The following is a 21,726-nucleotide window of genomic DNA, read 5'->3' as shown; positions in this document are numbered from 1 at the left end:
TGCCGTTACTCGTCGGTTTCGTCGTCGTCGTTCTCACCGCGGGCGAAACTGGCCTGGGACTCTCCGTGGTGGTCCGGGGCGGCGTTTGGTCCTTCGATGAGCGCTTCGAAGTCGTCGACTTCGTCGTACTGGTCTCGGTACACCAGCGCCGCCTTCCCCGTCGAGGAAATCTCGTAGAGCCCGGATCGCTCGGCGGGACCGATCTTCCGGACGAGCCCGTAATCCTCGAGCACCGGCAGTCTGGTGTTGATGTTCTTTCGGCTCTTTCCCGTGTGTGCAGCCAGGTTCGTTGCGACGTTTCGTCCCTTGTCCTCGAGCGCCTCGAGGATCAGGAAATCAGTTGGTTGGCGGAGTTTCACTCTCGTTCACTCTCGTACCGGTCTATATTTCCAGTGGTAACTAATACTTTCGGCTCGAGACGAGTTGTTTCTGTTGGTTATTCCTATCGGTGTGTTTAAGTGGTGGGCGTTCATACGGTTTTGGTGGGTGGGCCGAGCGATCGCGGACGGCTCCCCGACCGTCAGTGCCAGACCGAGCAGAGCCCCGGTACGCCGCTCCCCCATACCGGACTCGGTCATGACTTGCCCATACTCGGCTCCCACCCACCCCCTCTAGCCGTTCCCGTTTTCCTCGTAATCGAGACGCGGTCACGAGCCGCTATCGAGAGCCGACTCGCGTCCCCGTCACCGTACTCGTTCGCCGCGTTCGTTCTGGATCGTTTCGAGCCACGAGAGAACCGACGCGACGTCGGCGGGTGATGCGACCCGATAGGACGCGCTCGAGGGCGCGTCGTCGCCGACCCGGATGCCGATCCCGTCCGGTTCGACGGCACGGAACGCCGATTCGTCGGTAACGTCGTCCCCGATGTAGACGACGGCCGTTCCGGGGGGCTCGTCGGCGGCGATCAACTCGACCGCATCGCCCTTGCCCCACGGGATGTCGGGTCCGATCTCGAGGATTCGTTTCCCGGTCGAAATCTCGAGGGCGTCACCGCCGAAGCGGTCGACGAGATCGTGGGTGATCCGACGGACGGTCGTTTCGGCGGCCGCCGGAACGGATCTGAGATGGACCGTCCCGGTCAGGCGCTTGTTCTCGACCCGACAGTTCGGCACGGACGCCAGCACGGTCTCGAGCATCGCACAGAGTCGCTCGACTCGTGTCGCGCGTTTGCGGGCGACTGGATGGACGGCGACCGATCCGTTCCGAGCGAGTTCCAATCCGTGATTGCCGGCGTAGATCGTCGGGCCGTCGATCCGCTCGCGGACGTTCGTCAGCGCGCGCCCGCTGACGACCGCCGTCGTCACGCCCGGCGTCTCCGCGAGCGCGGTCACTGCCCGTTGATTCGACTCGGTCGGGACCGCCGCATCCGGATCGTCGACGATCGGCGCGAGCGTCCCGTCGAAATCCAGACAGACCAGCAGTCCGGTGGCGTCCACGAGCGTCGCCCGCACCCGCGGCAACTCCTCCTCGAGCGGCCGTGGTGGTGTCTCTGTGGCAGTCATCGCTACACTGGCGGTGTCCGTTCCCGGGAATCGGAGTCGGTGTCAGTGGTCGTGTCGCTGCGCTCACGATCGCCGTGTACCCGCCGGATCCAGTCGAACTGAGTCGCCATCCACGACTCGAGGTCGTCGTCGAACACGCGCTGGCGGAGCGTGTTCATCCGTCGTCGCCGTTCGTACGGCGACATCGAGAGCGCGTGCTCGAGTTGCGCCGCGAACCCGTCGGTATCGGTCGGGTCGATCGTCAGCGCGTGCGACCCGAGGCGTTCGTGTGCCCCGGTCCGGTCGCTCAGCACCAGCGCATCGTCGCCGTCGACGCTCGCGGCGACGAACTCCTGTGCGACGAGGTTCATGCCGTCGATCAGCGGACTGATCACCATCACGTCCGCGCGGCGGTAGAGCGCACAGATGTCCGCCTGGGACAGCATGTCCTCGGTGTAGACGATCGGTTGCCAGTCGTCGGTTTCGAAGCGGCGGTTGATCCGCCGGACCTCGCTGCGGACGAGTTCGCCGTATCGCTCGTAGGTCTCGATGTCGGTCCGGGAGGGTGTCGCCTTCTGGATGAAGGTGAACGCGCCGCACCAGTCGGGATTCCGCTCGAGGAGCCGCTCGAGGGCCGCCAACCGTTCGGGGATGCCTTTCGTGTAGTCGAGCCGATCCAACCCCAGCCCGATCGTCGTCCCCTGGGGAATCCCGTACTCATCGAACAGGTCCGAAAGCCGGTCGGGATCGCCCGCCCGGGCGTCCCGCTCGTAGGCGTCGGCGTCGACGCCCATCGGCGTCGCCACGACGCGAGTCGTGTGCCCATCGTAGCGAACCGTTCCATGGGAGTGGTCGACGATTGCGGTCGGGAGGCAGCGATCGATGCAGTGCAGGAACTGCTCGGCGTACCGATCGACGTGGAAGCCGATCAGGTCGTTGCCCAGTAATCCCTCGAGAACGCGGCCGGCGGCGGGGCACTGCCGGAACGTCGCCGGCGACGGCCACGGGATGTGCCAGAAGTGCGCGACGGTCGCCCCGGCGGGCACCGAGTCCCGAATCATCCGCGGCGCGAGCGCGAGGTGGTAGTCCTGTATCCAGACGACGGACTCGCCTGTCGCATGGTCGGCCACCGCCTCGGCGAAGCGCTCGTTGACTGTCCGGTACCAGTCGAAGTCGGTCGGCCGGTCCTCGATCAGGTCGGGAAAGCCGTGACAGAGCGGCCAGAGCACGCGGTTGCTGAACCCGTAGTAGTAGGCGTCGACGGCGTCGTCCGAGAGATCCAGTCGACGGAGCGTATAGGCTCCCTCATCCGGCGGGACGGCCACGCAGTTCCGCTCGTCGGTCACATCGAAGTCCGCGTCGCCGTCGCCCCAGGCGATCCAGGTCCCGTCGGTTCGTTGCATAACGGGATCGAGACCGGCGGTCAGACCGCCGGTCGGCTCGTCGACCGTGATCGGTCTCGTCCCGGCTGTGGAACGGCCATCACCGTCCGTCCCCGTCCGTGGGTGCCCCGTTCCGTCGGGGCTCGTAGCGTCGTCGTCCGACGGTGCGGTGGCGTCCTCGTCTCGGTACTCGTGACGATACGGTTGCCGGTTCGAAACAACGATCAGCGAACCGGGACAGCTGGGCCCGTCGGACGCGGACTCCTCGTCCGTTCGGCCGCGGCCGTCGGCCCGTCGCTGTCGATTTCGTACAGTCCTCGACGACAACCGCTCGGTAACTCGCATTCGCTGAAAGACCACAGCATCACGACGGGTTGCTTCGCCGCTTGCGATCGCCAGGGGGTTAATACGTTCCCGCTAGTACTCGCGGCGTCCCGACTGTTCGACCACCGGGAGGGTCACCGCTCGGGATCGGTCTCGGACGCGCCGGGACGCGAGGCGTGTGCCGCGGCGCTGGAAACGAGACGCGAGCGACACACCCAGCTGGCGACGCGACCGGTGCTCGGTGGCAGTCGGGAGCCGACGACACCCCGCGGCCGATGTCACCAGAACCAAACGTTGATTTCTCACTCGAGCGAAGTCCCGCCCATGCAACCCCCGTTCGAGCACCGGATCGCAGCCTGTCAGCGCCGACTCGAGGACGCGGAGGCCGACCTGGCCGTCTGCTTCCCGAGTCCGAATCTGACCTATCTGACCGGCTTCGAGGAGACGCCGTCCGAACGACACCTCTTGCTGTTCGTTCCCGAGCACGGCGATCCTGCCCTCGTCGCGCCGGCGATGTACGAGAACCAACTCTCCGACCTCCCGATCCCGACCCTGCAGCTGCGGCCGTGGACCGACGCGGACGATCCGCTCGAGGAGATCGCGGCCGTGCTCGAGGGGTATGCCCTCGACGGCTCCGACCCGGCGACCGTCCTCGTCGACGACCGACTGTGGGCAACGTTCACCCAGGACCTCCGGGAACTGTGTCCGGACGCCGAGTTCGGGCTCGCCAGTACCGCCCTCGAGCCGCTACGAATCCGGAAAGACGACGTCGAACTCGACGCGCTCCGGCGGGCCGGCGCGATCGCGGACCAGGTGGCACTCGAGATCCGCGACCGCGGCGACGACCTCGTCGGGACGACCGAAGCGGAGCTGGCAGCGGAGATCGACCGCCTGCTCGCCGCCCACGGGGGCGAGGAGCCCGCCTTCGAAACGATCGTCGCCGCCGGCCCGAACGGAGCCCGGCCACACCACCACAGCGGCTCGCGGCCGATCGAGGCCGGCGACCCGATCGTCCTGGATTTCGGCGCGTTCGTCCCGGCCGACCTCGAGGGCGGAACGGGCCGGTATCCGGGCGATCAAACGCGAACGATCGTCGTCGGCGACCCCCCCGCGACGTACGAGCACGTCCACGAAACCGTCAGGGAGGCACAGGAAGCCGCGATCGACGCCGTCGAACCCGGCGTCGAAGCCGGCGCGGTCGATCGCGCCGCCCGGTCGGTCATCGAAGCGGCCGGCTACGGCGACGCCTTCGTCCACCGAACCGGTCACGGCGTCGGGCTCGAGGTCCACGAACCGCCCTACATCGTCGCCGGCAACGACCGCGAACTCGAGCCCGGCATGGTCTTCAGCGTCGAACCGGGGATCTACCTCGATGGGCAGTTCGGCGTCAGAATCGAGGATCTCGTCGTCGTGACCGACGACGGTGCCGAGCGACTGAACGACACGCCGCGAGGCTGGGAAAGCGGTCGCTGATTCGGTCTGCGGTCCCGATTTCCCGACAACCCCACAGCCGGGCCGTGGGTTCGCGGCACTGACTGACAGCGGTCCGTATGAGTTGCGTCCGGATCACGTCGATGGCTCGACCGCGTCGAACGGGGACACCGGGTTTCCGGTGAAATGTCGGCCCATTGCGACTGGCGCATGTTCCTTGATCTCCCGGGCCGCGTCGGCGGTGGCGGACGGCTACGACTCGTCGGTTTCGACGAGCACCGTCCGGACGACATCCGGGTCCTCGAGCAACTGGTGTTCCGTGTAGCTCCCCTCCGCGCTCCCGCCGCTCCGACGGGTCTGCTCTAAGATATCGAGGAACGCGTGTTCTTTCAGCAGATCGCGAACTCGCCGGAGCGAGAGGGGGTCAGAGCGTTCCTGGCGGCAGATTTCCTCGTAGACGTCGTAGATTTTCGTCGTTCGGAACCCGTCCTCGTCGGCCGCATTGAGCGAGAGGACGGCAAGGGCCTGCAGGACGTACCGGGAGTGGGGCGTCGAGCCGCGGATGAGTTCCCGGAACCGATCAGTTTCGGCCCGCTCGCGCGCCTGGACGACGAACTCCTCCCGAACCGTCTCGTTGCCTTTCGACTGGGCGATTTCCCCGGCGTATCGGAGGATGTCGATCGCCTTCCGTGCGTCGCCGTGTTCGCGGGCCGCGAGGGCTGCGGCCCGCGGAATGACTGACGGCTCGAGGACGCCGTCCTTGAACGCGTCGCTGCGAGCCTGCATGATGTCCCGAAGCTGGTTCGCGTCGTACGGGGGGAAGACGAACTCGCGTTCACAGAGACTCGACTTGACTCGCTCGTCGAGTCGGTCCTTGTACTTGATCTTGTTACTGATCCCGATGACGCCGATCTTGCACGACTCGAGTTTGCCGGCCTCGCCCGCACGCGAGAGTTGCATGAGGATATCGTCGTCATCGAGTTTGTCGACTTCGTCGAGGATCACGAGGACGACATCGTACTGGGTGTCAAGCACCGTCCAGAGGCGCTTGTAGTACGTCGAGGTGCTGAGCCCCTTGTCCGGGATTCTGATATCGGTGATCGCCGGCTCGTTCAGCGAGTGGGCGATCGTCTGGACGGCCTGCGTCTCCGTGTTGTCCTGTGCACAGTCCACGTAGGCGAACGCGGAGGTGACATCTTCGTCCCCCGCGACGCGGACGGCCCGTTCCGAGATGTACTTCGCACAGAGGGACTTCCCAGTCCCCGTCTTCCCGTAGATGAGGAGATTACTCGGGCTTTGCCCGAAAATCGCGGGGTTGACCGCGTTCGCGAGTTCCGAAATCTCGTCGTCTCGACCGACGATCCGGCCCTCCGCTGGGAGATGATTGATCTCGAGGAGTTCCTTGTTCTCGAAGATCGGGTCGTCGCGTGTGAACAGGTCGTCGCCGGAACTCGACATAGTCGAACACCGTGTTTCCGGTGAAATAGCCCTTCCGTTTGCCACCGGCGACTCGAGCGGCGAGCTGAACGCGGTGACACAACCCTGCAGACCGGTCATGTAGCGGCTGTGGACCGGTTGTGTGGCGGATTCGGATTCGACGTGCCGGTCCGGAACTGTTTCGTTCGGCAAAGTGAGCCGTACACGATCGGCTGCGAACACACACCGTGTTTCCGGTGAAAGGGGGAGAGCGGCGTAACACGGGTCCAGTTGAAACGGAGGTTCCGACATGCCGGGACTCCGTTATCCGTGGCTGTCCATGCAGAAACGACTGGTATCGACGGGCGATAACGACCGAAACCAGTGACGGGAGCGGGATATCTCATCGCTCGCCTTCTCCGATCACTGGAGAAGAGAAGTCCGATTCACTTGGCGAACTTTTCTCATAGATACTGTTTATATATTTCTATAGACTCGAAATAGTTTGGCAATCCGTGGTCGGCTTAGGGTACAATCGGCACAGCGCAAAACAGCGTGATCGAACGGCCTTTCCGAGTCCTTTCACCGGAAACACGGTGTGTGTCCGAACGAGCGGCGGCGGCCGCTCGGACCAGTGGACAGAGCCGAGTACGGACTCGAGTTCAGTCGGCGGTCGCATCTCGTTTGTCGTCGCCTTCCGTCGCTTTGCCACGCTATCGTTGTCACGCGATGTCGCCTCGAGTCCGCCTCTGTTCGTTCTCTAATCGCGGAGCCGACCGCCCGCGGAGCCGACCGCCAATCCACCCGCGAGTACAGCCCGAATCGGTCTAAGCAGCACCGTTGGAGCCCTGAATCGGTCAGTCTAAGTCAGCTACGGTCGGGAGTCTCGAGTTCTCCGCCCGTTCGACACCGGTCCGCAACTCGATGTCGTTTCACCGGAAACCCGGTGTGGGTGAGACCAGTTCACACCACTTTGATCCGCCCGGGTGTTCCCGATATTCCATGGACGCCGCGGTCGGTAAATTCACCGGAAATCCGGTGTGCCGACTCCCCGGACTTCAATCGGAGTCCGCCGAAGGCTGTTCACCGGAAACACGGTGTGTGCCCCCGTCCCGGCCCCAGCCTCGTGTCTCCGGTGACTGATCGGATTTCACCGGAAACCCGGTGTGGGTACAATACGGAAGAGAACAGTCGAGGGTGGAGCCGGGAGCAGTCAAGGGAGGGCAGAGCCAACGGGGGAGAGACAAAGCCAAGGGTGTTTTGGTGGCTGCGTCGCTCGGCACTCGTAATCGAACCCCGTGGACCGCTCGGTCCATCAACCGGCCGGTTCGGCAGTCGGTTTCGACGTTCGATGCCAGTCAGCTCCGGTATTCGACATCGATTTCGGCAGTCGCGGGCAGTCGCCGTCAGATTCAGTAGTAGTAGAGTTCGAGTTCGTGACCGCAGTTCCGACACCGAGTCTCCGTTCCCAGGAGCGGGTTCGAATCGCTCTCCGAATGGATACCCGGTCCCGACGGAACGGTGGCGCTGACCGTCGTCTCGCATTCCGGGCAGCCGATCCGCATTTCCGTCTGACCTGTCCGGGACATCGCTCGAGCGTATTCGGCGCTCCCCGTTAGTTATCGGAGCCGTACGCGACCGCTGTCGCTCCCGTCCGGCCGGTCGATCGCCGTAGGAGACGATTTACGTCGCGAAACGACCGCGGCTGATGCGACGGTTCCATCGGTCGCCCGTCCGTCGGTTCGACTCGATTGGAGGGACTGTTTCCGCCACGAAAGCCGTTTTTCCGGTCCGAAATCGGCAATCGGGCTCCACTTCCCGCCGCTCGAGTGTCCCCATCGAACACGCCGGCGCGCACTCACTCTTGTTTCGGACGACACGACCCTCACGGGTTTCGGACGGCACGACCCCCACGGACAGCGTCCGGACGATTAGATCGTGTACGTGATCTCGTTGAACTCGAAAAACGCCGTCTCGTAGCCGTCGTGACGGGATACCTGTGGTGGCGAATCGACGGTAACCGTCACCCGATCGCCCGCCACGAGCGCGTCGAGTTCGAGGCCGTAATGGTGGCCGATCTCGCCGTCGAGCGTTTCCACGAGCCTCGCCTCACGGACGATCTCACCGTCGCGTTCGACGGCAACGGACAACGAGGTAAGTGGGAGGATAATGCCGTTGTACGGCGTTCTCGGACAGACCGCAAGGTACGAGCCGTCGTCGGTGAACCGGTTGGCGTCGGTCACGAACGCGGTGATCGCCGCGTCGCCGCTGCGTTTGGTCCCAAGCGAGTCGCCGGGGATGTCCGCGATCCGCGGCTCCTGTCCCGTCGGCGGCGGGCCGAGATCACCGCCGTGGGAACCGCTGCCGTCGCCGTGGTCCATCAGCGACAAGGCATCACGGTTGCCCCACTTGCTCTCGTCGAGCGTCTCGAACGAGAGCTCGTTGATATCGGAGCGGGCGTACTCGAAGTCGATCTCGAACGAGGCCGCGGTGTCCAGCCGTCCCTCGAACGCGCCGGTTCGATCGAGCGTGACGGGACTGGTCCGGATGCGGGCCGTATACTCGCCTTCGCCGGGCAATCCGACGTTGTCGCCGTAGTGAAAGCCCATCCGCTGGGAGAGCATCGGCCACGGCGACGAGATGCCCGCGTCGACCGGCGACCCGTCCTGCAGGAGCTCGAGTCGCATATCCACCGGCAGGACGGTCCGCGTTTCGCGATCCCAGAGGGTGGTCATGAGATGGTGCGTATCGTCGGTCGCGACCTCGACGCGTTGCTTCCCGTCGCTGGTTGCCTCGACGGTCCAGAACCGGTGTGGAAAGGTATAGGAGAGTGCAACGGCGTAGTCGCCGTCGGTCGCCATCCCGTAGGTCCGCATCTCCTCGCGCGAGGATGGAAGGTAGACGGCGTCGGGGCGGTTTTCGACGAGCGGCGGGTTCGCCCAGGCGGATTCTTCTTCGAACCCCAGTCCCTCGAGACAGCCGGCGGTTCCGACGGTTCCGACGGCTCCGATCGTCGCTGTTCTGCGGAGAAAGCCCCGGCGATTCATTGGGCGGCCCTTCACCGCCGGCGATAAAACGCCTGTTGGTTCGCCGATCAAACACCCTCGCCGATCGAACGCTCCACGAGGGGTGCAGTGCTCCGACCGCCGACAGCCACCCCACGCCGCTCGCACTCCCCCTCGATAAACGTTCGATCTTCGTGAACCGAACCAATGAACCTTTCATCGGTCGTTCCCTCGAGTCAGACATGGACCGGCGGACATATCTCGGCACGGTCGGAATCGCGGGACTCGCAAGCGTTGCCGGTTGTCTTGGTGACACGCTCGGTGGCGGAACAAGCGATACCGTGCTCGATCCGCCAGAACAGCAACGCGGGGACCCCTCGTATCCGGTTCACGGCGACGACTTTCCGGAGTTTTCCATTCGGGACCCGCTCGCCGACAAGACGATCTCGCTCGAGGACGTCATCGACGAACGCCCGTTCGTCATCACGTACTTCTATGCGTCCTGTCCCGACGGGATGTGCCAGCAACTGCTCCAGCATCTCCATCGAATACAGGCGGACGCCCTCGAGAGCGGGTACGAGGACGATCTCGCGTTGCTCGCGTTTACGTTCGATCCCGATCGCGATACGGCCGACGCCCTTCGCACGCACGGCGAACAAATGGGCATCGATGTCGATGCGGGGCACTGGCACTTCCTTCGCCCGGAAGACAACGAGACGGCCAAGACAATGCTCCAGGAGACGTTCGGGCTGCCGCTCAGACGAGACGACGGTGAATCGACCGCCACATCGGACAACGAGTCAGCGGACGCCGGCAATGCGTACACGTTCACGCACTCGGCGCTCGTCCAACTCGTCAACGAGCGCGGCATCGTCGAGCGGGCGTATCCGAAAGCGGCGACCCAGCGCGACGCGGTCAACACGCAGGTGATGGTCGACGACACGAGAACGGTCGTGGGGGTGGACGAGTAGCGATGCGTCGCCGCGACCTCCTCGCTGGACTCGGCAGTGCGGGCGTGATTGCCGGCGGCGGTGCGGTCGCTGCGTTCGGTGTCCCGTCTCCGGGCACCGTCACCGAGCAGGAGGACGATGGCGGCGACTCGTCCGGTATCGTGGGGAAACAACACGACCCCTACGAGATCGAGACCGTCAACGCCCCGGGTAGCGAGGCCGGCACAGTCCGCGTTCCGACCCCGGATCGACCGACGTTCATCGACTTCTTTGCGACCTGGTGTTCGCCCTGTATCAAACAGATGGACGCGCTCGCGACGGCACACGAGCGCGTCAGCGACGAGGTCCTCTTCCTGTCCGTAACGACCGAGTCGATCAGCGACGCCGAACTCAGGGACTGGTGGGTGAAACACGACGGCAACTGGACGATCGGTCTCGACCCGACCGCGGAACTCACGTCCCGATACTGGGGAACGCCCTACCCGTCCGCCGTGTCGATCGACGCGACGGGGACAGTTCGATGGTCCGAAACCGGGATCAAGACTGCGGACGAACTCGTCGCCGGTATCGAACGAGCACTCGAGGCGAGCGAATCAGCGAACGAGGCCGAATAGGATGGTCGACTCGACGCTCGTCATGACCCTCACGTTCGGGCTGATATCCGGGGTCGGGACCTTCTTCTCTCCGTGTTCGTTCCCGCTTCTGCCGGGCTATGTCGGCTTTTACGTCAGTCAGACCGACGGCGAGCGCGCGTCCCTCGGCGGTGCCTTGGGTCGGGGGCTACTCGCCGGGCTCGGGGTCCTCGTCACGTTCAGCGCCCTGCTCGGGGCGACGTTCTGGGTCGGTCACGCGACGCTGTCGACGGTCAAGTGGTTCGAAGTCGTCGCCGGAGTCGTCCTGATCGCGTTCGGTCTGTTGGTCGTCTTCGAACGAGCGCCGACGCTGTCGATCACGCTCCCCAAGCGACGCTCGAGCGTGCTCGGGTTCGCGATCTTCGGGGTCGGCTACGCGCTGGCGGCGGCAGGCTGTGTCGCGCCGATATTCATCGGCGTGGTCACCCGGTCACTGTCGCTGCCGACGACCGAGGCGGCGATTCTCCTCGGAACGTACGTGGGTAGTTTCGTGGCCCTCATGGTTTCGTTGACCGTTGCGACGGGGATGGGACTCGTCGCGAGCGCCGGTCGACTCGCGGCCTATACTGGACTCGTAAAACGCGTTGCGGGAGTCGTGATGATCGTCGCCGGAGTCGGGCAGCTCTATCTCGCGGTCGTCGAGCTCGACGTGTTCGGCGTCTTCTGAGCCGAAGCGGTGCCGGTCGACGGCGTGGCCGTCTCCGTGCATACCGGAGCGACGGGCCGTCTCCGTAGTCGCGTGGGCGGCCGTCGAACGGAACCCGGCAGGCAACGGCAGGTCCGAAACCTATCCTCCCGTCTCCCGAACGGGAGACAAGCAATGTATCAGGACCTATTGCTTGCGACGGACGGCAGCGACGTCGCCCAACGAGCGACGGATCACGCCGTCGAACTCGCGCGGGACCTCGACGCGACGCTCCACGTCCTGTCGGTCTCCGAGGACGGCCCCCATGCCGCGGAGAAACAGGACCGGTTGCGGTCCGAGCCGGAGGACGAGGCCGTTTCGGCCGCCGAACGCGCAACGGAGACGGCGGACCATGCGGACGTCGACGTCACGACGGACATCCGCCACGGCGTTCCGCAGGAACAGGTCGTCGACTTCGCGGAGACGAACCCGATCGATATGGTCATCGTCGGGACGGCCGGCCGATCCGGGCTCGACCACCTGATCTCGGGCAGCGTCGCCGAGGAAATCGTTCGGAACGCACCGGTTCCGGTTCTCACCGTTCGCGACACACCCTAACGACGCAGTTCCAGTGACCCGGACACCGACTCCCGTGCGACGCGTCGGTACGAATTCGACACACGCCATACGGTACGGTGACGGGCACCTCACCGCACCCGCTCGTCCGCTCGTCTACGAGGGTGTCGCCGGATGAGCGACGGCACCGCCACCGTCGTCCACGATACGCTCCGTGTCCTGGTCGTCGGTACCTCCGACTCCGCCGACGACGCGATGACCACACTCGCCGCGGCGTTCGACGACGGGGCGCTGCTCAGAGCACGAACGCTCGAGGATGCGCTCGAGCGACTCGCCGCTGGAGCGATCCACTGCCTGGTCTGTCCGTTCGCGAGCGCGGACGGCGGATCGCCCGCCACCGACGCGCCCCTCGAAGAACTGGCCGCCCAAACCGGCGAGCGGCCGATCGTGGCCCTCGTCGACGACGGGGACGCCGCTCGAGCGCTCGCGGCCGGCGCAAGCGACGTCGTCGAGCCGACCGCGTCCGACGCGGTCCTGACTGCCCGCGTCAGGACCGCCGCCGAGCGAGAACGATACCGGCTGGCCGCGGCAGCCACAGATGCGCGTCCGCGGTCGATCCTCGAGCACGCCGCGGCGGTCGTCTGGGTGCTCGATGCCGACGGCGAGATCGAGTACGCGAGCCCGGCCGTCGAGTCCCGGCTGGGGTATACGCCGACGGAACTCGAGCGAACCACGCTCACGCGGCTCGTCCGGCCGGCCGATCGCGAGGCGGTTCGCGAGACGCTCGCCGCCGTCGCCGCCGCCCCGATCGGGACGACCGAACGGCTCACCTGCCGGCTGGGTCACGCCGACGGCACCTGGCAGGTCGCGACACTGACCTGTACGAACAGACTCGAGGACCCGGCCGTCGAGGGGATCGTCGTCACGCGGACGGACGCCCCGGGGGTCGAAACGGCAATCAACGACGAGCTACGAGCGGGACTCGATCGCCTTGGAGACGCGTTGTTCATCCTCGGTCCACGGCGCGAGGTTCGGTATGCCAACGAGGCGGCACGGGAACTGGTTACCGCTGGCGACCGACCGGACGACGACGCCGTCCCGACGGGGATGGTCATCTGGGACCTGCTCCCCGATCGATTCGGCGATCGGCTCGCCGATCGGCTCCGCGAGGCCGACACCACGGGCGAGCCCGTCGCGTTCGAGACCGCACTGCCCGATCGCGAGCGCCGACTCTCCGTCACTGTTTATCCCGGCGACGACGGCGTCTCGGTTTCCGCGAAGGAGCGGCCCGCCGAGACCGCCGTCCCGGCGGCATCGGATCGGGATCGCCGCGCGCTCCTCGAGGGCGTCGTCGACGCGATAGACGACGGCATCGCCGTGCTCGAGGGACCGACGGTTCGGCTGGCCAACACGGCGCTGTTGGAACTCGCGGAAGCGGATGCGCTCGTCGGCCGCGACCTCGAGGACTTGTTCGACGACGAACTCGCCGCGACGGTCCGAGAGCGAGCGCGGTCGCCCGTCGTCAGGTGGATGGAGCCCGTGACGGGCGAACTCGCGACCGACGTGGGCCGGCCCCGGCCGGTCGACGTCTCCGTCGTCCCGCTGCCGGCGTCCGATCGAACGCTCTGTGTGATCCGCGACCGACGCGGCTCGCGGGCCGCCGCGGTATCGACGGTCCGGGCAACCGTCGCGACCCTCCGCCGTGCCGACTCACCGGGTCCCGTTCGCGACGCCGTCACCGGTGCCGTTCGCGAGTGTACCGACGCCGACGTCGCCGTCTGGTATCTCGTCGACGACCGCCTCCGTCCGGCGACGGTGGCGACGGAACGAACGCCCGAACGCGAACGGGACGCGATCGAGCCGCCTGCGATCGATCCCGACGACGCTCCGCTGGCCGACGCCCTCGAGAGCGGCGAACCGACCGTCTCCGAAGGCGGACATCTCGACGACGCCCTCACCCGGTCCGGGCTCCGGGCCGAACAGTTCTTGGCCGTCCCGATCGGGGATCGGGGGCTCGTCCTCGCGACCAGCACGGAGCCGATGGCGTTCGACGGGCTGGACACAGCCCCGATCGAAACCTTGGCGGACGCGGCCGTACTGACGCTCGAGGGGCTCGAGCGCGTCGCTGCTCTTGACGACTGTCAGCGCGACCGGGAGCGACTACGGACCCGCACGGCACGAGCGGAGCGGGTCCGGGAGGCGACGCGATCGCTGCTGGACGCGCCGACCCGCGACGCGGTCGAACGACGGCTTTGCGAGGCCATCGTCGCTCTACCGTCCGTCGAGTCCGCCGGCGGAATCGAACTCGCCTGGGTCGGCCACGCGGACGACGGTGGCCAGCGAATCGTTCCCGAGACGTGGGCCGGTCGTGACGCCGAGTTTCTCGAGGGGGTTCGAATCTCGCTCGACCGACACACCGGGTCGCCGACGGCGGACGCCGCGTCGACCCGCGAGCCGGTCGTTCTCGAGACGCTCGAGGTCGCCGACACCGGCCGGGGGGACGGGGACGCCACGGAGCGAGCGTGGCGGCAACCGCTCCTCGAGCGGGGGATTCGGTCCGCAATGAGCCTCCCGCTCGAATCGGGCGCGCTCCGATACGGAACGCTGACCGCGTACGCCACGCGACCGTCGGCGTTCGACGACGCTACCCGCCGGGCTTGCGAGCACCTCGTGGCGGTGGCCGGCGATGCGATCGCTGCGATCGAGACGAAACGCGCGTTCCTCGCCGATCGCGTCACGGAACTCGAGGTCGTGCTTCGGGACGAGTCGGACCCGCTCTCGTCGATCGCAGCGCGACTCGATCGTCGAATCGACGTTCGGGCCGTGATTCCGCGGTCGGCCGGCGGTTCGACGGTGTTCTGTTCGGTCCGCGACGCCGACGCGGAGGGTATCCACGAGGCCGTCGGCTCGCTGCCGGCGGTCGACTCGGTGTCGATCGTCGGGCACGAGAACGGCGACCCCGTCGTCGAGATTCGACTGGCCGAGGCAACCGCGCCGTCCATCGCACGGACGGTCGCGGACCACGGCGGCGTCCTCCGATCGGTTGCGCCGGTCGACGATCGGACCAGCGTCGTGATCGATCTCGGGGAGCCGATCGATGTCCGCTCGTTCCTCCGCGGGCTCGAGGCGGCTCACTCGGGCACGGAACTGGTCGCTCGCCGGGAGCGGGAGCGGCCGCCACGCTCGACCCGGCCGTTCGAGACGCTGGCCGAGTCCCTCTCGGAGCGACAGCGACGGACGCTCGAAGCGGCCTACCACGGCGGGTTCTTCGAGTGGCCCCGCGAGCACACCGGCGAGGAGGTCGCCGAGTCCCTCGGCGTCTCGCAGCCGACGTTCAGCCGGCATCTCCGGATCGCACAGCGCAAGCTCTTCGCCTCGGTGTTCGATGCGGCCGAGGATTGAGACGGTACCGGCGGCCGGCGGATTTCGATCGGTAGTACGCTTTTACCGACGTGTTTCGGCCCGGTAACACGTTCTTTCCGCGCCGTCAAAACATCGTAGCGAATTGACTGCTGAATCAATATTGAGGGCGAACTCGAGCCGGTGTCCGTATATAGCGTCCACGATCATGTACTCGGCTCCGAATAAGCCATTCAATGAGCGCGTTCGAGGTAAGTCGTACTTACGACGGCCGTCCCTCCGGGCGGGGGATGGCTCGATGAGCACCGGTTCCGAGGACGCGACCGAGACCGAGAGCGTCTCGACCGCTGGGGTGACCGGTGCCGAGACCGTCCGCGATCCGGATTCCGATGGCGAGCAGCAGGGGATTCGTTCCCAGGCCGAGGGCGGCATCGTCGCCCAACTCCGCCTCGATCACGCGGCCCTGTTCCTGCGGCCGACCCTGCGAGACGCGCCGGCGGTCACCGTCGAACCGGAGTACTGGACCACCATCGAACCCGGACGGACGGTCGTCTTCGTCACCGTCTACGGACGCGAGTTCGACCCCTTCGAAGCCGCTCTCGCGGCCGATCCGACCGTCGCCGATCCGGTACTCGTCGATCGCTACCCCGACAGCCGAGTCTACCGCGTGACGCTTACCGACCGTACGGTGACGGTTACGGAGGAAACCGCCGCGCTCGGAGGTCGCCTGCTCGACCTCTCGAGTTCCCGGGACGGCTGGCTCGTCCAGCTTCGCTTTCCCGACCGCGAGCGGCTCGTCGCGTTCAACGACTACTGCCGAGAGAACGACATTTCGGTCACGGTCGATCACCTTCGGGTTTCCGACGACGAGAGCGACGGCGTCGTCGCCCTGACCGACAAACAACAGGCACTCCTCACCGTCGCCCACGAAGAGGGATACTTCGACGTGCCGCGGGGCATCTCGCAGGACGAACTCGCGGAACGGCTCGACGTCTCGAAGTCGGCGGTTTCCCAGCGACTACGGCGGGCGATCGGCGAACTGTGCGCCGCGACGCTTCCCTGACCGCACGGCCCTATCGCGACCGCAAGCGATGTTCGGCCGTGGCAACGCTGTCGCGAGTTCGTGCGCGAGACAAAGCGATTCGCCGATCGTATCGAACCGTAGCAGTTCGCGGTCGTCTCGAGGCGCGTCGGTCGAGGATGTCCGATTCCGGTCGCCATCGACCCCGTTCCGCGGCGGTCTTTACTCCTCGTCGTCGTCTTTCATCGACCCGAGCTGATCGACCAGCTCGTCCGTCGAGACGTCGGACTCGAACGACATTTCGCCCTGATGGTCGTTTTCGTGGACGTTGACTGCCTCTACGTCCTCGTCGTCCGTCGTCTGCTCTTGCTGTTCGGATTCGTCGTAGCTACCAAAACCCATATGCACACGTCCCGCCCCACCGCAAAAGGTGTGGCGGTTCGTTCCATCATCGGCGGTGGCCCACCGCGCAACGCGGCCGACGGCCGTCGCTCGCGGGCGTCTCGAGTCGCGCCGCCGGATCGACGGCCGCGCTCGGCGCGGCGACGATCAGTGTCCGTTCGTTTCCCTTCCCTACCGATCGTTGGGGGGCCGATACCGGGCGTTCGACGTTCCGTACACGAATCGCGGTCAGCTGTTCGAGTATCATACTTTTCGGACGTTCGCCCTCAGTCCGAAACAACGCCGTGAGCGAGCCTCAAACCGCCGTATTGCGGAACGCACTCGCAGCAGAGACAGTCAGGCTGCGCTACTCGAAACGGCTGTCACCGACAGTCGGCGGAGAAGTACCTGCGGACTACAGGACGCAGTAGTCCGTCTATAGTAATGGGTTCAGGAGGGATGAATTCCGCTCATGGTTGCGTACCGTCTACCATCTCGATTACGTACGATGGATCGGCAGGATATCATATTGCCGCTCCTGCCGTCGTCGGTGGGGGACCGAGCTACCAGCGCGTCACCCCCAGGAACTGACACTGTGTCCGGGCCACACGAGCATCCCCACCGGCCCGTCGATCGGTGACCAGCCGATGTGTGGAATCATCGGTCATGTCGGCGACGGAAACGCGCTCGAGCCGTTGCTGACGGGACTCGAGAACCTCGAGTATCGTGGCTACGACTCGGCCGGCGTCGCCGTCCAGAACGGCTCGGGAATCAACGTGGCAAAACGCTCCGGGCGGGTCGAGGAACTCAAGGAGTCGATCGGGGACCCCATTCGGGGGACGGTCGGGATCGGCCACACGCGCTGGAGCACGCACGGGCCGCCGACTGACGCGAACGCCCATCCCCATACCGACGAGAGCGAAGACGTCGCCGTCGTCCACAACGGGATCATCGAGAACTACGCCGCGCTCAGGGACCGACTGGCGGCCACCGGCTACGAGTTCACGAGCGACACCGACACCGAGGTCATTCCCCACCTCGTCCAGTACTACCTCGACGCCGGCTTCGACAGCGAGGCGGCGTTTCGCCAGGCCATCGACGAACTCGAGGGCAGTTACGCCGTCACCGCGATGGTTTCCGGTGAGCACGTCCTCTACGCGGCCCGCCAGGGCTCGCCGCTCGTCGTCGGCATGGAGGACGGCGAGTACTTCCTCGCGAGCGACGTGCCGGCCTTCCTCGAGTACACTGACAGCGTGGTCTATCTCGAGGACGGCGATATCGTCATCGTCGACCAAGACGGCGTCGAATTCACGGATCTCGACGGGAACCCGGTCACGCGCTCGTCCGAGACGGTCGAGTGGGACCCCGAGCAGGCGGGCAAGGGTGAGTACGATCACTTCATGCTCAAGGAGATCACCGAGCAACCGACCTCGTTGGCTCAGGCGATCGAAGGGCGGGTCGATCCGACGAGCGGACGGATCGCCCTGTCCGATTTCGAACCGGGCACCTTCGACGATATCGATAGCGTCCAGTTCGTCGCCTGTGGCACGTCGTATCACGCCGCGCTCTACGGTTCGCTGGCGCTGAACCAGGCCGGCGTGCAGTCGGCTGCGCTCCTGGCCAACGAGTACAGCGTCTCGGCCCCGCCGATCGACGACGACACGCTGGTGATCGCGGTGACACAGAGCGGCGAGACGGCCGACACGCTCAACGCGCTCCGGCGAGCCCGAGCCGAGGGCGCGGCCACGCTCACGGTGACGAACGTCGTCGGGTCGACGGCTGCCCGCGAGGCCGACGACGCCCTTTTCATCCGCGCCGGCCCGGAGATCGGCGTCGCGGCGACGAAGACGTTCTCCTCGCAGGCCGTCATGCTCACGCTGCTAGCCCAGCGCATCGCCGGCGACCTTCGGGGCGCGTCGGCGGCCGACCTCGAGACCCTCCTTCCGGAACTCGAGTCGATGCCCGGGCGGATCGAAACCCTGCTCGACGAGTCCGACGCCGACCTGATCGCCGAGCGGTACCGCGAGAGTCAGTCGTACTTCTTTATCGGACGCGGACTCGGCTACCCCGTGGCGCTCGAGGGCGCGTTGAAGTTCAAGGAGATCACGTACGAGCACGCCGAGGGCTTCGCCTCGGGTGAACTCAAACACGGGCCGCTGGCGCTGGTCACGCCCGAGACGCCGGTGTTCGCGATCTTCACCGGTCAGGAGGACGAAAAGACGCTGAAAAACGCCGAGGAGGCCCAGACCCGCGGTGCGCCCGTGATCGCGGTCTGTCCCGACGACCATCCGGCCGTCGCGGCCGCCGACGAGCAGCTCGCGATTCCCGAGACCGAACCCGATCTGGCCGGCCTGCTCGCGAACGTCCAACTCCAACTCGTTTCGTACTACGCCGCCGACCTCCTCGATCGGCCGATTGACAAACCCCGTAACCTCGCCAAGAGCGTCACCGTCGAGTAGGACGGCCGCTCTCGATCCTCCGTTCCGACCGGTCGCGGACAGTACTCACCGACAGCTATCGGCGCGCCGTGACGAGCCGTCAGGAAGGCGGGTCGCTCCGCGGCTCGTGAGACGAACGGGACGCCGATCGGACTCGAGTAGGGTCATCGAAGCCGCAGGACCTGAGACCACCCCCGTAGCCCGGTCCGCACGGCGTCGGTAGTCGCGACCCGTACTCGAACGATGTCGGAATCGAACGTGGAGGGTCTGTGCGATCGAGCCGCGGCGACGGACCACCCGGCTCATGGGTATCGACTGATACCCTCCAATTGAACTAGGAATTGCCCGTGATATAAAGGGTACACCTGATAGCTACGGGCGGCCGCCGGACCGGTACTCGAGGGGGCGATCTCGACGGCATTTATCGACGGTCCGGAGATGGGGAGCCGATCGACCCTTCGACGCCTCACCGCCCGGCTGGTAATCGGTGTTATGACCGCGTAATATTGGATTACTCGTTCGAAATATGTAATTTCTCTCGCGCGAGGCGTCGACACTCTCGATTTTTGGAGTGTCTTGTTCACTGGTAGATCACGGGCGAAAGCACTGACTAACGACGAGCCAGTTGATTATGCAGTCTATAGTAAATACCGTTCTGTCGGTACGGGCTGTTGATGTCGACGGATCAATCCGCGAAGTGGACGCCGATGTCGTCACGATCGCAAACGAGCGCCCCTCGCTGTGTCAACTGCGGCAACCAGGTGACGCGTCAGTTCGCCCGCGTCTTCGGTGATAACCGCGACGTCGTCCACGCCTGTCCCGACTGTGCGACGTACCGCGAGATGAAGACCTCCGATTTCATTCCCGAAGAAGCCAGATAGCCGGTCTCCGGATGTCCGCCCTCGAGCGCCGCTGGCGCTGCCGTCCCGGTATCGAACTGACTCGGACCGTTCCTCGCTGTCCCCTCAGTGGTCTGCCGCCGTCGTCTCGGTGACGAGTCCCTTCGCGGTCTCGAACAGGTCCGCCGCGTCCGATTCCGACCGCGCCTCCGCAGTTACCCGGATCAGCGGCTGGGTTCCGCTGGCGCGAAGCAGGAACCAACCGTCCTCGGTCTCGACTCTGACGCCGTCGAGCGTGTCGACCTCCTCGTATCGCGTTCGAACCCGCTCAGTCACGCCGGCCATCACCGCCGTTTTGTCCGTGACCTCGAGGGACGTTCGCCGGATCGGATACCGATCGATTCCGGCGACGCGGTCGGACAACGGCCCTCCGTCGGCGACCAGCTCGACCAGCTTGCAGGCCGCCAGCGGTCCGTCCGGGCACCGCGTCTCCTCGGGCCAGATCCAGGCACCGCTTGGCTCCCCGCCGAAGACGACATCGGGGTCGGTCGTTCGCTCCGCGACGTAGACGTCTCCCACTCGCGTCCGGGTCAGCGACGCGCCGACGTCGGCCAGTACGTCGTCGACGGCGAGACTGGTGTCGACGGGAGCGGCGACGCGGTCGCCCTCGCCCGCGGCTTCTCCGGCGAAGATGGCAAGAAGCACGTCCTTCGGCACGAACGACCCCGTCTCGTCGACCGCGACCATCCGGTCGGCGTCGCCGTCGTGTGCGATTCCCACCTCGGCGTCGGTCTCCGCGACGAGCGCCGACAGGGTCTCGAGGGTGTCCTCGGTCGGCTCGCTTGGCCGGCCGGGGAACGAGCCGTCCTCCTGCCCGTTCAGCGTCCGCACACGGCACCCGAGATCGTCGAGGACCGCCGCCGTCACGCCGCCGGCACCGGTGCCGCTATCGACGACGACGCTTGGCGACCGCTCGAGGGCGACCGCGTCCCGGATCGAGTCGGCGTGCCGGTCCCGAACGCCGGTCCGATGTGAGCGATCGCCGACGCCGTCCCACGCGGCCAGCGCGTACTCGTCCTCGCGGAGTCGCCGTTCGATCGCCTCGCGCTGGGCGGGTCCGAACGCCTTCCCCGACGGCGTCCAGAGTTTGAGCCCGTTGTCCGTCGCCGGGTTGTGCGATGCCGTGACGACGACGCCCGCATCGGCATCGAGATGGGGGATCGCTCGCGCGACCGTCGGCGTCGCCTCGACGCCGACCGTGATCACGTCCGCCCCGCACTCGCGCAGTCCCGCGCTGACCGCGTCGACGAGCATCGAACCGCTCTCGCGGACGTCGCGACCGACGACGACGCGCTCGTATCCCTCCGAGGCGACCGCTCGGCCGACCGACAGTGCCAACTCCGCCGTCACGTCGCTTCCGACCCGTCCGCGAATGCCGCTGGTTCCGAACATAGCCGCTTCTGAGAGCGGCGCGTGCCTTACTATGCACGGGTTAACGACGACAGCCGGGCCACGGTTTCGGTCCGTCATCGCCACTGTGTCGGCGTCTCGAGAGATTACTCGGCGACCGCCACTCGTAACGGCGCGACGCGGTCGGGTCGGCGGCGCCCGATCGTTAGTTGTCCCCTAGATTTCTGAACTGTCGGTGCTGTCTATATGAGTCTGGCCGGTACGCTCGAGTGAGAATGAGACCGGCAGAGCCTTCCGCCGCCGGACGGGCTCCGGCGGCCGACGGACCCGCGCCGCGGCCTCGACCGACCGACGTGCGGAGCGACGAGCGACCATCCCCTCGAGTCCCCCACACCGACCGCCCGAGGGCCGAACGGAGAGGTCGACACCTGTCTCTTATACACATCTCTGATGGC

17 protein-coding genes are annotated in these 21,726 nt (G+C 66.1%); 9 read left to right on the top strand and 8 right to left on the bottom strand.

The window, feature by feature from the left end:
• Positions 1-5: 5 nt before the first annotated feature.
• From C486_RS04095 to C486_RS04085, 3 genes are all read right to left on the bottom strand, one after another.
• Entirely contained in the window at positions 6-359 is a 354-nt protein-coding gene (locus C486_RS04095; protein ID WP_008453342.1) for a winged helix-turn-helix domain-containing protein, read from the bottom strand.
• Positions 360-683: 324 nt separating this feature from the next.
• Positions 684-1,502 (bottom strand): trehalose-phosphatase, encoded by an 819-nt coding sequence (gene otsB, locus C486_RS04090; protein WP_049910121.1) that lies wholly within the window; start codon positions 1,500-1,502, stop codon positions 684-686.
• Between the two features lie 2 nt (positions 1,503-1,504).
• On the bottom strand, positions 1,505-3,208 hold the full coding sequence (locus C486_RS04085; protein ID WP_008453338.1) for an alpha,alpha-trehalose-phosphate synthase (UDP-forming): 1,704 nt from the start codon (positions 3,206-3,208) through the stop codon (positions 1,505-1,507).
• A gap of 303 nt (positions 3,209-3,511) precedes the next feature.
• On the opposite strand from C486_RS04085, the gene C486_RS04080 reads away from it, so the two are divergent.
• Positions 3,512-4,660 carry a M24 family metallopeptidase gene (locus tag C486_RS04080; RefSeq protein ID WP_008453336.1) on the top strand — a complete coding sequence of 383 codons (1,149 nt, stop codon included), beginning with the start codon at positions 3,512-3,514 and terminating at the stop codon, positions 4,658-4,660.
• Positions 4,661-4,870: 210 nt separating this feature from the next.
• Here the strand turns inward: C486_RS04080 and C486_RS04075 are convergent, their stop codons facing one another.
• From C486_RS04075 to C486_RS04065, 3 genes are all read right to left on the bottom strand, one after another.
• Positions 4,871-6,076, bottom strand: a complete 1,206-nt coding sequence (locus C486_RS04075) for an orc1/cdc6 family replication initiation protein (RefSeq protein ID WP_006184412.1) — start codon at positions 6,074-6,076, stop codon at positions 4,871-4,873.
• Between the two features lie 1,370 nt (positions 6,077-7,446).
• Positions 7,447-7,623 carry a hypothetical protein gene (locus C486_RS21285; RefSeq protein ID WP_160164288.1) on the bottom strand — a complete coding sequence of 59 codons (177 nt, stop codon included), beginning with the start codon at positions 7,621-7,623 and terminating at the stop codon, positions 7,447-7,449.
• A gap of 342 nt (positions 7,624-7,965) precedes the next feature.
• Positions 7,966-9,081, bottom strand: a complete 1,116-nt coding sequence (locus C486_RS04065) for a DUF7350 domain-containing protein (RefSeq protein WP_008453330.1) — start codon at positions 9,079-9,081, stop codon at positions 7,966-7,968.
• A 200-nt stretch (positions 9,082-9,281) separates the two neighbouring features.
• Here C486_RS04065 and C486_RS04060 point away from each other — a divergent pair, with 200 nt between their 5' ends.
• The 6 genes from C486_RS04060 to C486_RS04035 all read left to right on the top strand — a co-directional run bounded on the left by C486_RS04060 (position 9,282) and on the right by C486_RS04035 (position 16,245).
• Positions 9,282-10,010 carry an SCO family protein gene (locus C486_RS04060; protein WP_169316570.1) on the top strand — a complete coding sequence of 243 codons (729 nt, stop codon included), beginning with the start codon at positions 9,282-9,284 and terminating at the stop codon, positions 10,008-10,010.
• Positions 10,011-10,012: 2 nt separating this feature from the next.
• Positions 10,013-10,603 carry a TlpA family protein disulfide reductase gene (locus tag C486_RS04055; protein WP_008453327.1) on the top strand — a complete coding sequence of 197 codons (591 nt, stop codon included), beginning with the start codon at positions 10,013-10,015 and terminating at the stop codon, positions 10,601-10,603.
• 1 nt (position 10,604) lies between these two features.
• Positions 10,605-11,288, top strand: coding sequence for a cytochrome c biogenesis CcdA family protein (locus C486_RS04050; protein ID WP_008453325.1), 684 nt, complete (start codon positions 10,605-10,607; stop codon positions 11,286-11,288).
• 153 nt (positions 11,289-11,441) lie between these two features.
• On the top strand, positions 11,442-11,864 hold the full coding sequence (locus tag C486_RS04045; protein WP_008453322.1) for a universal stress protein: 423 nt from the start codon (positions 11,442-11,444) through the stop codon (positions 11,862-11,864).
• 132 nt (positions 11,865-11,996) lie between these two features.
• Positions 11,997-15,224 (top strand): bacterio-opsin activator domain-containing protein, encoded by a 3,228-nt coding sequence (locus C486_RS04040; RefSeq protein WP_008453321.1) that lies wholly within the window; start codon positions 11,997-11,999, stop codon positions 15,222-15,224.
• A gap of 256 nt (positions 15,225-15,480) precedes the next feature.
• The gene (locus C486_RS04035; protein ID WP_008453320.1) at positions 15,481-16,245 is read left to right on the top strand and encodes a helix-turn-helix domain-containing protein; all 765 of its coding nucleotides are present in this window, start codon (positions 15,481-15,483) and stop codon (positions 16,243-16,245) included.
• A gap of 180 nt (positions 16,246-16,425) precedes the next feature.
• Here the strand turns inward: C486_RS04035 and C486_RS04030 are convergent, their stop codons facing one another.
• Positions 16,426-16,605: a DUF5786 family protein gene (locus C486_RS04030; RefSeq protein ID WP_006184421.1), complete on the bottom strand. Its 180-nt coding sequence runs from the start codon at positions 16,603-16,605 to the stop codon at positions 16,426-16,428.
• Positions 16,606-17,231: 626 nt separating this feature from the next.
• Between C486_RS04030 and glmS the strand changes: the two genes are divergently transcribed.
• Together glmS and C486_RS04015 are read left to right on the top strand one after the other, a co-directional pair.
• A complete protein-coding gene (gene glmS, locus C486_RS04020; protein ID WP_008453318.1) occupies positions 17,232-19,043 on the top strand; it encodes a glutamine--fructose-6-phosphate transaminase (isomerizing) in 1,812 nt (603 codons plus the stop codon).
• A 653-nt stretch (positions 19,044-19,696) separates the two neighbouring features.
• Complete coding sequence (locus tag C486_RS04015; RefSeq protein ID WP_006184423.1) at positions 19,697-19,903, top strand: DUF7563 family protein; 207 nt, start codon at positions 19,697-19,699, stop codon at positions 19,901-19,903.
• Positions 19,904-19,987: 84 nt separating this feature from the next.
• Here C486_RS04015 and glmM read toward each other — a convergent pair whose 3' ends face one another.
• Positions 19,988-21,313, bottom strand: coding sequence for a phosphoglucosamine mutase (glmM, locus tag C486_RS04010; protein WP_008453316.1), 1,326 nt, complete (start codon positions 21,311-21,313; stop codon positions 19,988-19,990).
• Positions 21,314-21,726 lie beyond the last annotated feature (413 nt).

The sequence above is a fragment of the Natrinema gari JCM 14663 genome, from assembly GCF_000337175.1.
In the GTDB taxonomy this organism is placed as follows: domain Archaea; phylum Halobacteriota; class Halobacteria; order Halobacteriales; family Natrialbaceae; genus Natrinema; species Natrinema gari.
The sequence above is the reverse complement of the archived record's forward strand: the minus strand, read 5'-3'. Positions and strand labels throughout refer to the sequence as shown.